This window comes from Heyndrickxia sp. FSL W8-0496 (genome assembly GCF_038007825.1).
GTDB lineage: Bacteria > Bacillota > Bacilli > Bacillales > Bacillaceae_C > Heyndrickxia > Heyndrickxia oleronia.
The window spans coordinates 3,005,800-3,019,594 of record NZ_JBBOXX010000001.1; the positions used below are offsets into that span (position 1 = coordinate 3,005,800).

The 13,795-nt window shown below is 33.0% G+C and carries 14 protein-coding genes; 8 read left to right on the forward strand and 6 right to left on the reverse strand.

The genetic code is table 11. The annotated features are described in order from the left end of the window. Nucleotides 1-7: 7 nt before the first annotated feature. The gene (gene argJ, locus NST63_RS15180; RefSeq protein WP_341042812.1) at nt 8-1,249 is read right to left on the reverse strand and encodes a bifunctional ornithine acetyltransferase/N-acetylglutamate synthase; all 1,242 of its coding nucleotides are present in this window, start codon (nt 1,247-1,249) and stop codon (nt 8-10) included. Between the two features lie 14 nt (nt 1,250-1,263). Beyond that, a complete protein-coding gene (gene argC / locus NST63_RS15185) occupies nt 1,264-2,316 on the reverse strand; it encodes an N-acetyl-gamma-glutamyl-phosphate reductase (RefSeq protein WP_341042813.1) in 1,053 nt (350 codons plus the stop codon). A 197-nt stretch (nt 2,317-2,513) separates the two neighbouring features. Here argC and NST63_RS15190 point away from each other — a divergent pair, with 197 nt between their 5' ends. Further along, complete coding sequence (locus NST63_RS15190) at nt 2,514-2,693, forward strand: hypothetical protein (protein WP_212941646.1); 180 nt, start codon at nt 2,514-2,516, stop codon at nt 2,691-2,693. A gap of 24 nt (nt 2,694-2,717) precedes the next feature. On the opposite strand, the gene NST63_RS15195 is transcribed toward NST63_RS15190, so the two are convergent. Beyond that, complete coding sequence (locus NST63_RS15195; protein WP_212941649.1) at nt 2,718-2,897, reverse strand: H-type small acid-soluble spore protein; 180 nt, start codon at nt 2,895-2,897, stop codon at nt 2,718-2,720. 632 nt (nt 2,898-3,529) lie between these two features. Here NST63_RS15195 and kynB point away from each other — a divergent pair. From kynB to NST63_RS15230, 7 genes are all read left to right on the forward strand, one after another. Then, nucleotides 3,530-4,150 carry an arylformamidase gene (gene kynB, locus NST63_RS15200; protein WP_341042816.1) on the forward strand — a complete coding sequence of 207 codons (621 nt, stop codon included), beginning with the start codon at nt 3,530-3,532 and terminating at the stop codon, nt 4,148-4,150. Nucleotides 4,151-4,162: 12 nt separating this feature from the next. Continuing rightward, nucleotides 4,163-4,984, forward strand: coding sequence for a tryptophan 2,3-dioxygenase (gene kynA / locus NST63_RS15205; RefSeq protein WP_058003846.1), 822 nt, complete (start codon nt 4,163-4,165; stop codon nt 4,982-4,984). An 80-nt stretch (nt 4,985-5,064) separates the two neighbouring features. Continuing rightward, nucleotides 5,065-5,784 carry a class I SAM-dependent methyltransferase gene (locus NST63_RS15210; protein ID WP_341042818.1) on the forward strand — a complete coding sequence of 240 codons (720 nt, stop codon included), beginning with the start codon at nt 5,065-5,067 and terminating at the stop codon, nt 5,782-5,784. Between the two features lie 124 nt (nt 5,785-5,908). After that, entirely contained in the window at nt 5,909-6,862 is a 954-nt protein-coding gene (locus NST63_RS15215) for an ABC transporter permease subunit (protein WP_341042820.1), read from the forward strand. Beyond that, the gene (locus tag NST63_RS15220; protein WP_341042823.1) at nt 6,846-7,769 is read left to right on the forward strand and encodes an ABC transporter permease subunit; all 924 of its coding nucleotides are present in this window, start codon (nt 6,846-6,848) and stop codon (nt 7,767-7,769) included. Before NST63_RS15215 ends, NST63_RS15220 begins: the two co-directional genes overlap by 17 nt. A gap of 36 nt (nt 7,770-7,805) precedes the next feature. Then, a complete protein-coding gene (locus tag NST63_RS15225) occupies nt 7,806-8,759 on the forward strand; it encodes an ABC transporter permease subunit (protein WP_212941663.1) in 954 nt (317 codons plus the stop codon). After that, on the forward strand, nt 8,756-9,664 hold the full coding sequence (locus NST63_RS15230) for an ABC transporter permease subunit (protein ID WP_212941665.1): 909 nt from the start codon (nt 8,756-8,758) through the stop codon (nt 9,662-9,664). Before NST63_RS15225 ends, NST63_RS15230 begins: the two co-directional genes overlap by 4 nt. Before the next feature lie 309 nt (nt 9,665-9,973). Here the strand turns inward: NST63_RS15230 and NST63_RS15235 are convergent, their stop codons facing one another. From NST63_RS15235 to NST63_RS15245, 3 genes are all read right to left on the reverse strand, one after another. Continuing rightward, nucleotides 9,974-10,159 carry a hypothetical protein gene (locus tag NST63_RS15235; protein WP_212941668.1) on the reverse strand — a complete coding sequence of 62 codons (186 nt, stop codon included), beginning with the start codon at nt 10,157-10,159 and terminating at the stop codon, nt 9,974-9,976. Between the two features lie 86 nt (nt 10,160-10,245). Further along, on the reverse strand, nt 10,246-10,551 hold the full coding sequence (locus tag NST63_RS15240) for a hypothetical protein (protein WP_212941671.1): 306 nt from the start codon (nt 10,549-10,551) through the stop codon (nt 10,246-10,248). Between the two features lie 109 nt (nt 10,552-10,660). Then, entirely contained in the window at nt 10,661-13,795 is a 3,135-nt protein-coding gene (locus NST63_RS15245; protein ID WP_341042826.1) for an AAA family ATPase, read from the reverse strand.

Consider the following 13,795-nt stretch of genomic DNA (forward strand, 5'->3'; position numbering starts at 1 on the left):
CCCTCTTTCATGTTCGATATGAAGCATTAATTTTCACATAATCATATGTCAAGTCACACCCCCATGCAGTTGCTTTACCACCTCCACAATATAAATCGGCAAATATTTGAATGACCTCATTTTGTTGGAGGTAATGTTTAGCTTCAGCTTCACTAAATGGAAAAGGTAGACCTTTTTCAATCACTGTAAATGGTCCAAGCCTTACTTTGAGTTGTTCAGGGTTTAACTGTGCTCCACTATACCCGATTGCAGCAATAATTCTTCCCCAGTTCGGGTCCTCACCAAAAACAGCAGTCTTTACCAAATTCGAACCAATGATTGACTTAGCAACTTTTTTGGCATCTTCACATGAGGATGCACCTTGTACTTGAACCTCTATTAACTTTGTTGCTCCTTCCCCATCCTTGGCGATTTGTTTTGCTAAGGAACGACATACCATTTCCAGTCCTTCCATAAACAACTGCCATTGCGGATGTATAATGGATAATTCTTGATGATTTGCCTGTTGATTAGCTAATAGGAGAACCATATCATTTGTACTCGTATCCCCATCTACTGTGATCATATTAAAGGTCTTATCTACTACCTGCTTTAAAGCAATTTGAAGATCGGCTTCTTTAACTACCGCATCAGTAGTAATAAATCCAAGCATGGTTGCCATATTAGGATGAATCATTCCTGAACCCTTTGCTGTACCACCAATCGTTACTGTTTTTCCATCTATTTGTAGTTGTACACAGACATGTTTTGAAAACGTATCTGTCGTTAATATTGCTTTTTCAAATTCACTTGGGTCATTTTGTCTTTGTATATCATCAATTTCAGAAATACCACTTTTAATTTTTTCCATTGGTAATTGTTCCCCAATTACCCCTGTAGAACTGACTGCAACTAAGTATTCTAGAATATTCATTTGTTCAGCAAAAAGCTTTCGCATTTCATAGGCGTTTGAAAGTCCTTGATTTCCTGTGCATGCATTCGCAATCCCTGAATTGACTATTACTCCTTGGATTTTTTGCGACTTTTCAATCCCCTCCTTCGTTACAATTAATGGAGGTGCTTGAAACTGATTAGTTGTATAAACACATGCTGCAGTTGCAGGTACGACCGAGTACAACCAGCCTAGATCTAATTTTTTTCTTTTTATTCCACAGTGCAGACCCCCTGCAAAGAATCCTGCAGGTGTTGTAATACTACCATTTTCCACCACTCGAATTTCTTCATTTATTATTTGTTCAATACTATTCATTTTTACCCTCCACCTTAAGGAAATAATGGAACTATCTCTAGCCCTGTTCTTTCATCCCAACCATTTATAAGATTCATATTTTGTATCGCTTGCCCAGCCGCACCCTTTACAAGATTATCAATTACTGAAACTATGATTAATCGATTTGTACGTTTATCCACTTTTAGTCCAATATCACAAAAATTTGATCCAGATACATTTTTCGTTGCTGGTGACTCACCTGGTGAATAAATTCGAATAAAATGCTCATCTTCATAGGCTAATCTGTATAGATTAGTCATTTCTTCTGTAGTTATTTCTTTTGTTAAATTTGCATACATTGTGCACATAATTCCCCTTGTCATTGGAATTAAATGAGTAGTAAATGAAATATTAACACCTTCCCCATTTACTTCTTCTAATACTTGTTCAATCTCTGGAATATGTTGATGTTCACCAAGTTTGTATGCTTTCATATTTTCATTGATTTCAGCAAATAGATTTCCTAAGGATGGACTTCTTCCAGCACCCGATACTCCAGATTTTGCATCAATAATTATGGAATCTGGATCAATCAATTTTTCCTTTAAAGCTGGGATTAATCCAAGTAGGGTTGCGGTAGGATAACAGCCTGGGTTTGCAATGAGTTTAACTTCTGGAAATTGTAGTTGTTTACGATTTACTTCACATAAGCCATAAACCGCTTTTTGCAAGTAATAAGATGGTGCAGGTGATTTTTTATACCATTTTTCATATAATTGACCATCTTTTAAGCGGTAGTCACCTGATAAATCAATACAGATCTTCCCTTTTTCTAAAAAATAAGGAATCATTTCTTTTGTTATTCCCGAAGGTGTTGAAAAAAACAATAAATCGATTTCCTCATTTATTTCTATTTGATTTAGATCCTCCAACTTCATGTTGTTAATTTTATTAAAATGAGGATACTGCTCTGTTAAATATGTTCCTTTTGTAGAATGTGAAACAACATTTTCAATTTCAATAAAAGGATGGTGATGTAATAGACGAAGTAGCTCTGCACCTCCATAGCCATTTGCTCCAACAATACCAACTTTCAAAACGATCATCTCCATATCAATGTTTTGAATTATTATAACAATACATGAATAAGTATACAATACTTTTTTTATAGAATGATGAAAAATACCTAAAATTCAGTGTTTAACCTCTTTGGCATTCGATTAAATTGAATAAAAATACAAATACCCTTATTTTCTTGTAAACGAAGGATAAGTGATTCATAATAATTTCTAGAGGTGATGAAATGATTAACGTTGGTGATATTGCCTATCAAATTATCATGTTTCTAATGCTTATATTCTTTATCACTTTTATTGTTTTCTTCATTCTTACTGCAGTAAAAAGAAATAAAAGATTAAAAAATATAGAGGAAACACTAAATCATTTAACTGAAGGTAAAGAAAAAAATAAAACGAACCCTTAATTAAAATTGGGTTCGTTTTATTCATTACACTTCTTCTAGATCTTCAATAGCAACTTGAGATCGTTCTTCAAGTGGACCTCTTAAGTGCACAGTTGCGATTTTTCCATCCTCATGCAGTTGATCAATCCATACTGATGTTCCATGGTATTGTACTTCAATATCTGCTGAAGAAGAGAGAATTTGTTTTACTCGTTTCACATCCATAGTTATTCCTCCATCATTTATTCGTTCTATTTTATGAGAATCTCAGGAAATTATACAAATGTGTAAATATTATTTCTCATCAATTTATCATTTATCTTTCATCTAATTTTATTTTTAGTATATTATGATGCTTATACTAGAATTGTTCTTCTAGTTTTCACCCTTTTAATATATATCTTTCCCTTTATTCCAGCAGATAACTGCTGGAATTTTTTTACCTATTGAAATAATCCCTCTCTTTTTATATTCAAACTTCTTACATGCTCATTAATCACCGTTTAACTTCTATTAATAAAATTGGATTGAAAACGAACTTTTTAATAGTTATCCAAAATTCGTATAATTAGTCTCTAGCCAATCACTTTGTGACAAATTTGTTTCTCATTATATTATCATCTTGCTTTCATTTGGATTTAGGAATTAAGAGATATGATAATAACAGTTGCAAGGACAAATGCAGCAAGAACCTTATAGACTAGACTCCCCCCAAAACAGTCTAGTTAAACCCCCTTTATATATACCGGCCATTATTGGCCGGGTTTTTATTTTCTTGTCTATTTTCCTAGATCGAAATTTTCTGATAAAATAATCATGATCGTTTTCAATTGATTTAAAGAAAGAAGGAGGAAATTATGACAATCATTGATATTTCACAACCATTAACCAATTCGATTGCTGTATGGCCAGGAGATACCCCTTTTTCTTATGAGGTAGCTGTTACTAAAGTGGAAAGTGGATCAGTCAATATTGGAAAAGTAACGATGAGCACACATACAGGAACACATATTGACTCACCATTTCATTTTGACAATAAAGGGAAGAAAATTAAGGATTTAGATTTATCTATTTATGTAGGTCCAGCACTTGTTATAGATGTTTCAAACTATCATTGTATTGGAGCAGAGGAATTACAGACGTATAATCTGGACAATTTCACCCGCATTTTATTGAAAACGCATACAACCAATCGTGCTGATATCTTTCCAACCAGTATTCCTTATCTACATCCTAATATTGGTCCTTTTTTACAACAAAGAGGCATTCAGTTAATTGGAGTAGATGTTCCCTCCGTTGACCCTTTAGACAGTAAAGAATTAGAAGCACACCATGCTTTATTCGAGAATGGAGTTCATATTCTTGAGAATATTGTTCTTAAAGATGTCGAACCAGGTGGTTATGAGCTAATCGCGCTACCATTATCTATCCAAGAAGCAGATGGAAGTCCAGTCCGTGCCATCCTAAGATCTTTATAAGGAGAGTTTAAAATGAAACGTGAAAATGAAGTCTATACTGATTTTGTCAATCGAATGACTTACGGAGAGTATTTACAACTCGATACACTTTTATCCAGTCAAAAAAGACTATCGGACCATCACGATGAAATGCTCTTTATTATCATTCATCATGTGAGCGAATTATGGATGAAGCTAATTTTACACGAATTACATGCGGCAATAGATTCTATTCAAGCAGGTAAGCTAGAGCCTGCATTTAAAATGCTCTCCAGAGTCTCAAAAATACAAACACAAATTATACATGCATGGGATGTTCTTTCCACCTTAACTCCTACGGAATATATGGAATTTCGAGAAAAATTAGGTCAGGCTTCAGGATTCCAATCCTATCAATATCGAATGATTGAATACGCTTTAGGCTATAAAACGAAACATATTCTAGAAATCTATAAAAAAGATGAAAGTCTATATTCTACATTGCAAACTGCACTTCATGAACCAAGTCTATATGATGTATCTATACAAGCTCTTGCTGCAGCTGGTTTAGAAATTAACCCAGAAATTCTTCATAGAGACGTATCTAAAACTTATCAGGCGGACGTCAGTGTGGAATTAGCATGGCTCGAGGTATATAAAAATGTAGATAAATATTGGGATCTATATGAATTAGCAGAAAAACTAGTAGATATAGAGGATTGGTTTCAACAGTGGCGTTTCCGACATATGAAAACTGTTGAAAGAATCATCGGTCATAAAAAAGGTACGGGTGGTTCAGCAGGAGTTACCTACTTAAAAAAGGTACTTGATCATCAATTCTTTCCTGAATTATGGGAGATAAGGACAAAATTATAAAATATTCATATATCACCTCCTTCAAGCTATCAAACATATACTGTATGAAACTGTTATAGATACTTGAAGGAGGATCACCATTGAAATTCACATATCACGATGCACTTGCTTATTATGGGATTGGCGGAGCTCATCCTGGAGGACTTTCATTAACTAAAAATATTTTTAAAAATGAACGTATCCAACCATCTAACAAAATTCTAGATGCCGGGTGTGGTACAGGACAAACAGCTTCTTTTCTAGCAGAAACGTATAAATGTCATGTTACTGCACTAGATTCCCATCCGATTATGTTAAAAAAAGCAAAACTACGATTTAAACAAAAACAATTGCCAATTACTGTCATAAAAGGCAGTGTGGAAAACCTTCCCTTTCCGGCCCATTCATATGATATGGTCATCTCTGAATCCGTCACAGCATTCACAAATATTCCGAATACACTATCCGAATATTATCGCATTCTAACAATAGGTGGTGTACTTATTACAATCGATATGACCGCAGAGATCCCTTTACAACAACGGGAACTAAACGTCATTTCTGATTTGTATGGTATATCAAATGTACTAACTGAGGAGCAATGGATACATTCAATAAAAACTGCAGGATTTAAGAATATAGAAATTCTACAAACAGACTCGATCGCCTCACATATTAAGAAAAATATTGAACGTCCAGAATACCATTTATCAGAGTCCATCGATCCACATATTCATGAGTTAATTTTGAAGCATCAACAAGTAACCTTGCAACTTTCAAATAAATTGGGCTACCGTATTTTTCGTTCCACTCGGAAATAACCAATTCATAACTGACGAAGGATGTGTATTTCAGGTTCGTCAGTTATATTTTTGAAAATAAAAATTAGAAATAATGTTATAATAAGTCTGAATATGTAAAATTAACAATTTTTTGGAGGATCAGATGAAAATCATAAAAAAAATCCTATCTCAATTAATATTACTAATTATTACTCTTCTTATTTTGTTCGCCATAATCCTTTTACCAAAAGAGGCTAATATAGAAAGAACAAAGGATGGTGAATTCAAAAAGGCGGAATATATTTATTCTTTTGATAAACATTTTGAAGAAATGAAAGGATTCATCAAATATATTGCTACGACACCCAATCTTGGTATGTATAGTTATGATGTAACAAATGCCGAACTTATTATACAAAAAATGAAAAAAAGCCTATGTGTCATCATTCCCGCCCTTTTGATTGCATTTTTTGGCGGAATAGCAAAAGGCATATTTGATTATTGGACAAAGGATAAAAAAAGAAGATTAATTGGAAAAGGCTCCACATGGTTATTTCTTTCAGTTCCTGATTTATTTGTCATCATATCCATTCAATTAACTATTATGGCATTACATGAATGGGGTTTAACGCCACATATTTCAGTTTACGGTTATGACTCGATTGATATTTACATAATTTGTTCGATTTTCCTATTAATATATCCATTATTCTATGTAGCTAATGTCACCTATCTAAGTATTCAGGATGAAGAAGGAAATGATTATATTCGAACGGCCAAGGCAAAAGGACTGCATTCCTTTAAGATTTTATATACACATGTTTTAAAAAACTCAATCCCTAATATTCTTAGTCAAACGAATACTATCACTCTCTATGTATTATCAAACTTACTCATCATTGAAAAGCTAACAGATTTTAGAGGAACTGCTTATTATTTTTATGAAAGTATTGGTAGAGAAAATTTTTATCTATCCGGGCAGGAAGCATTTAGTTATCCTGTAAGTTCAGTAGGATTTGTTTTCTGTTTTACAATTATTATATTCATAGCGAACACAATTAGTAATATTTGTAAAACACTAGTGACTCCGGTAAGTAAGTATGAAATTTCTTTATGATGAAAAATTGGTCTTTAATTTTCGGTTCAATCTTTTTCTCCTAATTATTTTAGCTGGAATTTTAGCGCCCTATTTGCCATTTGTAGATAAAAACTTAGAAAAGAATCTTGTAACACGTGAAGAAAGTGGAAAACTAATCATTCCTGCATATGAACCATCAGATAAATATCCACTCGGTTCAGATCATAAAGGGATAGATATTTTGAGCACATTATTACTTGGCACGAAGGAAACATTAATGATCATTTTCTCTGTAACCATACTTCGTTATATCATTGCAATTCCATTAGCCATTAGTTCCTTTTACATACAATTCATTCGAACAATATTAGCTGGTTGGAATCAATTATTTTCATATTTCCCACCTATTTTATTTGTTGTCATGATTGTAGAAGTTCCTTTTATATTTTACTCGAAATTCCATGCGGTTTGGATGGTAGTGATTCTTGCACTTATTGAAGTTGGACGAGTATCCGACATTTTTCTGAAAAAAATGGAAAATACTTCACAAAAGCAATTTTTAGAGTCTGGTATTGTTGGAAGTTGTTCTCGTTTTACTTTATTTAAAAATTATTTTTGGCCAGATATACAACCACATGTACAAACTAATTTTTTCAATGATTTAGCAAGAGTATTATTTTTGATTGCCCAGCTGGAAATTATCGGAATTTTCCTTTTTCATGACTTCTTTAGGCAATTAGGTGGTACTTATCAAGCAATGAATACATCGATAAGCTGGCCAGCATTACTCGTAAAAATTCACCAAGATATTTGGTCCTTTGAATGGATCCCTGTATCTGCTATTTTCATGATTACAATCACGTTATTCTCTATCCATTTAATATCTGATGGTTTAAAAAAACACTTCCAACGAAAATATAATAAATCCCAAGGGGTGGGAATATAGTCAGGAATATCGATTAACATAAAAGGGGAAATCACAATGAATATTGTAAAAAAAATTCTATCACAGGCCATATTATGGCTAATAACATTTTCATTACTTGTTGTCTTTATGCTTTTACCTCGAGATGTAGAATATGAGAGTGGGGAAGCTGGAAATTTCATTGATGCACATTATGTATACAAAATTGATTCACATATTAAACAAATAAAGGAATTCTATCACTATATCACGCACAATCCTGGATTAGGGAAATATAGAGATAATATAACAAACATAGAGCATATTACCGATAAAGTATTAAAAAGTATGTGGATTATCATCCCAGCTTTGTTCCTTTCTCTAATTGTAGGGATTGCAAAAGGCATTTTTGATTATTGGTCGAAGGATAAGAAAGCAAGTATTATCGGTAAAGGATCAACATGGTTATTTCTATCCATTCCAGATTTATTCATCATAATTAGTTTGCAGCTAAGTATTATAGCTCTATACGAGATGGGATGGATTCCGCACATAAAGATATACGGTTCAGATTCAATAGATAACTATATCATTTGTATTCTATTTTTAAGTATTTACCCATTTTTTTATGTAGCAAATATCACTTATACAAGTTTTAAAGAGGAAGAAAGCAATGACTATATTCGTACAGCAAAATCGAAAGGAATACATACATTCAAAATTTTATATATACATATTCTTAAGAATTGCATGCCCACCATTTTAAGCCATACCAATACTGTCATTCTATATATTTTATCTAACTTATTTATTGTTGAAAGATTAACCGACTTTCGGGGAGCAGCATTTTACTTTTGGGAAAGTGTTCGGTATTCCCCTATGTTTGCAGTTGGACAACAATTTGCTTTTTTCCCTGTAGATACGATTGGTTTTATCTTTTACTTTACTATTATTATCTTTTTTGCAAACACAATTAGTAATATTGTTACTGGCTGGACAAGTCCTAATCGAAAGGCGGATCTTGAAAAATGAAAAATCGGTCTTTAATTATCGGCAGTACTCTTTTTGCCATTATCATTTTGTTGGGATTATCTGCTCCATACTTACCATTTGTTGATAAAAATTTAACAGAACATGGACTAATAAGAAATAGTGATGGCAAACTTTTAGTTCCTCCATTTCCTCCTTCAATGGAGTTTCCACTTGGATCCAACCATAAGGGAGTGGATATTTTAAGTATTATATTAATAGGAACGAAGGAAACATTCATTGTTGTTTTTGCAACTGCCATATTAAGATATTTACTTGCCATACCTTTGGGGATTGGTGCCTTTTATTTTCGATTTGTAAAGGCACTTTTAAAGGGATTGAATCAATTATTCTCCTATTTACCCCCTATCTTTTTTGTCGGGGTAATCATTGGTCTACCCTTTATCATATTCTCACATTATCATTCATTATGGATGATCTTTGTTATTGCCATTATTGAAGTTGGCCGTGTCTCAGATATATTCTTAAAAAATATGGAGGAAACAAATAAAAAACCGTTTGTTGAATCTGGAATAGTTACGGGCTGCACTCGTTTTACATTATTTAAAAAGTACTTTTGGCCCGAGCTTCAGCCACATGTATTTACTAATTTTTTTAATGATTTAGGAAGAATTTTATTTTTAATTGCTCAGCTAGGTATTGTCGCCATCTTTATTAGTCATGAATTTTTTAGTACTTTGAATGGTGCATATGTAATAGCTAATTCATCAAATGCTTGGCCCACATTGTTAATTGACCTTCTAAATAATATATGGGGGAAAACATGGATACCTTACTCTGCCATCACAATCATTACAATCACACTTTTCTCGCTACACCTAATTTCGAACGGATTAGAAAATTATTTTCAAAGGAAGACAAATAAATCCCAAGGTGTTGGAGTATAACGAAGAAAAAGAAGGTGCTACGGTTGACCAAAGTAGTACCTTCTTCACTTTTAAAACTATATAAAATTAATTAAAATAGGCTGTTTTCGGATAGTTTGTTGCTTATGTAAAAGCCCAACTGCCGGCTTTTAACCCAATAAAGGATTCAGTAATTCTTATGGAGTTTGCAGCTCTTTTCTCAGAAAAATGAAAGGTGTATTGGTCTTCAACCGATAGTTATCAGTTATAACTTTACTTAAAAAGCAACAATGTTTGAGAAAAGAGCCTTAGATTCAAAAGGAGACAATTGTCTCCCTTTTTTCATTATTGTTACTGATTTCGTACACCTTTTTTCATAAATACAATATTCATTAATAAAGATGCAAGACAGATTAAGATTAATATACAGCCGATGACGATCATGCGCATTTTAAAAGCAACTACCATAAATATGATCAATGCAAGGGTGATGAGCCAGCCAAAAAATATCGTTGCATAAAAATAAGTCTTTTCCATGTCTCCTCCACAATAACTATATCATATACATCATTATAGCATAGTTCCCCCATAACAAATATTGAATGACATATGCCCTTCTTATTTCAAATTTTCCCCTTCATGAAGTGCTGTATTCCTTTAGGTTTCAATAAAGATAACAGATTCCAATTAATTGTCTGTATGATACTAACTGAAAGAACATAGTATATAATACCTGGAACAATAAAATATGTTTGATTTCGATTAATGACGATCCACCATACGCACCCTAAAATATGTATAGTAAAATTTATTAAGGTACCTTCAATTAACGGTTTCCTATATATATCAAACTGCCTTAGTCGAAAGATACTCCAGCCTAATGTAAGAAGAAATGCTAATACAACAATACCAAAGTAAGTTAAAAACATTCAATTGCCCTCCCCCTACAATATATGTAGAGGAAGGGTAAACATGACCAGACTTTATAAGGAAACCAGTCTGGTAGGACTACAGTTATTTCGAATTTTTGTTCTACTATTAGGTGAAGAATTGGAATTCTGTTTTACTTCCATTTTGACTAGAGAATACTTCAAGACGGGCATCGATTCTTTCCTTTAATTCTGGGACATGTGAAATTAAACCAACCAATCTACCGCTATTTTGAATATCCATTAATGCCTCGATTGCTTGATCAAGGGACTCTGGGTCCAATGTACCGAATCCTTCATCAATAAACATCGTTTCAAGCGAAACACCACCCGCATATTGTTGAACGACATCTGCGAGACCTAAGGCAAGTGCTAAGGACGCTTTAAAACTTTCCCCACCAGATAATGTTTTCACATGACGTTCCTGTCCGGTATATTGATCAAAAACCAATAACTCTAATCCACTTTGAACATTTCCTTTAGAGCGATCAGTTTTTCGCAATAAATGATATCTTCCACTTGTCATTCTTGTTAACCTAATATTAGCGACAGTAAGAATATCATCTAGAAAGGCAGCTAACACAAATCTTTCAAAGGTTATTCGGTACGTATTTTGTCCTTTAGCGATATCTGAGAGATGTCCAATTAGTTTATATTTTTCCTCAGCGTCTTTAATAGATTCATTTATTGTTTCTACCTTGTCCACTATTTCTTTATTTAGTCTAATATTCATCATGACATTTGTTAGCTCTGTATTCAGTTCAAGTAATTCCTTCTCAAGCGTCGTAAACGTCTCATTTAATATATTTATTTGTGGCTTTTCTGTATTTTTTAAGCGTTCACTTAATTCAAGTAAGCGATCGGACACTGAGCGATATTCCTCTCGATAGTTCTGAACCTCTTGTTCTAGCTGTTTAATTTTATCCATACTTTTTTTCGCTAATGCGAAATGCTTATAGCCATTAAAGCCTTCTTCCTGTAACATATGAACAAATTTTTCACGTTCTTCTTTTAAAGTATTTTCAGATTTTATCACTAAATCCTTTAATTGTTCATTTTTAGCTCTACATCCTGATATTTTTTCCTTTAATTCATTGACTTGCTGTTGTGCATGTTCATAGGCTTTTTCTAGCTCTTGTTTTTGTAATTTTAATTGAATGACTTTTTGATCATATGCTTCTTTTGAACGTAATTCTTCAGGAATATTATTCAGTGATGCCTGGACCTGAGTTTTTTTCTCCGTGAATAATTGACTCGTCGACTTCTCTTCATTGATATAGTTATCAAGATCTTTTCTTGCATTGTGAATTTTTTCGTTTAGAAGTTTAATTTCATCATTGATTAGTTGTAAGTTAGAAATTTTTCTTTTTTTATCTATATTTACTTGCTTCATTTCATGCAATAATTTTTCCTGTTCTAATACTATCACTGTCGTATTTTCCAAAGAAAAAGTAGAAAGATCCATTTTGAGCTCTCTAGTATACTCATCTATTGACTCTTTCAAATGTAATAGAACCGACTTAGTTTCTACTATATTTTTTTCATAATTATATTTTTCTTTTTCTAGTTTTTCAATTTGAAGTTTCGCACTTTTTAAATCTTCTTCGGATGGAATTTCATCACTACCCAAAGCTATTTGAGGATGATGTGTAGACCCGCATACTGGACAAGGATTTCCAGTAATAAGGGTTTGAGCTAATGCCTGTGCTTGTCCCTTTTGCCATCTATGCTCAATTACTTGCAGTGTTTTCTTGTTATCCTCTAGCCTACTTATGACATTTTTATAAAGTGGTTCCTTTTCACTTAGTAAAATCGATTCTTTTTTCCACTTTTGTTGAAGAGTTTCAAGTTTTTTAAGCTTTTGAACATTATAAGAAAGTTGTTCGATCTCTTTTTCGCTCTCAAGCATTTCAATTTTATAGTGTTCAAGCTGCTTTAAATCATTTGTTCTTTTCTCCACTTTTGCTTCAATATCCGAAATTTCTTGCTTTGTCTTTTGGATCTTCGAATCTACTTCCATTAATTTATTTTGAAGCTTATGAAGTTCCTGTTGGCGATCTTCTAATGTGTATACTTCTTCCTGTAAATTAGTGATCGTAATTAGATGATCAGCTACTTGTTGACGTAAATTAGACTTATTCTCTTCATGCTCAAGTTTTTTCTGCGCATATTCCAGGCTCGTTTGTAAATTCTCTAATTGCTGTTTAGAACTTACGTAATTTTTTTGATAAGAGTCCATCTCCTTTTTTAAACGATGGCACAGCTCATCTTGTTGTTCTATCCTCGATGCTTTATACGCTTCATCTATTTCCTTTTTCTTCAATTCATAATAATCTCTTTTTGATATTAATTCTTCCTGTTGGGCTTTCAATTTAATTAAATGATCAAATTGTGCTAATAATGCTTCTGCTTCATCGACCTTTTTCTTAGCTATATCTCGTTCTTCTTTTTGTTTTTCCAATTTACCATTAAGCTCTGTTGTAATTTGCTGCATGTGTATTAATTCTTCCTTTAGCAGCTTCATCACATTTACATCATTTATCAGATCTTCTTCAATCGCCAATTTCAATTCACTATTATCGGAAGTATAAATGGATTTTAAAGCATGAGAACGTTCTTCCATTTTTCCTTCAACAAATCTTTTTAATACAGTTGCTTCTTCTTTTAAATGTTCTTCAATTTTTTTAAATAATTCAGTGTGAAATAATCTTTGCAGAATCGCTTCCTTTTCTTTACTATCTGAGGTTAGTAGTTTACGAAACTCTCCTTGAGGAATCATCAATATTTGACGAAATTGATTAGAGTCTAATTGGATAATTTCTTTAATCTTTTCATCAGCCTCTCGGACATTTGAAGCAATTAATTTTTTGTTACCTTCCTCATCATAAATATACAGCTCCGCTTTTGCACTAACCGTTGTAAAGCCATCACCACGAGCTTTCTTTTTATCCTGCTGTGGGGAACGCCAAATATAATAAGTTTTATTCCTTAAAGAGAATTGTAAAGAAACCTCTGTCAACAAATCATCCGCAGCAAATTGGCTTCTTAGATCACTCCCGTTACGATCTTCTCCGCTCGCCTTTCCATATATCGCAAAACTAATCCCGTCAAATATCGTTGTTTTTCCTGCACCCGTTTTCCCTGAAATGACAAACATCTTTCTATTTCCAAGCTTGGTGAAATCAATGATTTCTTTTTCTGCATAGGGGCCAAATGCTTGCATCATTAATTTTAATGGCTTCAT

Bases quoted from the DNA above. Each gene is read 5' to 3' on its own strand.
- argJ (WP_341042812.1), bottom strand. From the start codon at position 1,249: ATGAATAGTATTGAACAAATAATAAATGAAGAAATTCGAGTGGTGGAA.
- argC (WP_341042813.1), bottom strand. From the start codon at position 2,316: ATGATCGTTTTGAAAGTTGGTATTGTTGGAGCAAATGGCTATGGAGGT.
- NST63_RS15190 (WP_212941646.1), top strand. From the start codon at position 2,514: ATGATTAACGTTGGTGATATTGCCTATCAAATTATCATGTTTCTAATG.
- NST63_RS15195 (WP_212941649.1), bottom strand. From the start codon at position 2,897: ATGGATGTGAAACGAGTAAAACAAATTCTCTCTTCTTCAGCAGATATT.
- kynB (WP_341042816.1), top strand. From the start codon at position 3,530: ATGACAATCATTGATATTTCACAACCATTAACCAATTCGATTGCTGTA.
- kynA (WP_058003846.1), top strand. From the start codon at position 4,163: ATGAAACGTGAAAATGAAGTCTATACTGATTTTGTCAATCGAATGACT.
- NST63_RS15215 (WP_341042820.1), top strand. From the start codon at position 5,909: ATGAAAATCATAAAAAAAATCCTATCTCAATTAATATTACTAATTATT.
- NST63_RS15220 (WP_341042823.1), top strand. From the start codon at position 6,846: ATGAAATTTCTTTATGATGAAAAATTGGTCTTTAATTTTCGGTTCAAT.
- NST63_RS15225 (WP_212941663.1), top strand. From the start codon at position 7,806: ATGAATATTGTAAAAAAAATTCTATCACAGGCCATATTATGGCTAATA.
- NST63_RS15230 (WP_212941665.1), top strand. From the start codon at position 8,756: ATGAAAAATCGGTCTTTAATTATCGGCAGTACTCTTTTTGCCATTATC.
- NST63_RS15235 (WP_212941668.1), bottom strand. From the start codon at position 10,159: ATGGAAAAGACTTATTTTTATGCAACGATATTTTTTGGCTGGCTCATC.
- NST63_RS15240 (WP_212941671.1), bottom strand. From the start codon at position 10,551: ATGTTTTTAACTTACTTTGGTATTGTTGTATTAGCATTTCTTCTTACA.
- NST63_RS15245 (WP_341042826.1), bottom strand. From the start codon at position 13,795: ATGAAGCCATTAAAATTAATGATGCAAGCATTTGGCCCCTATGCAGAA.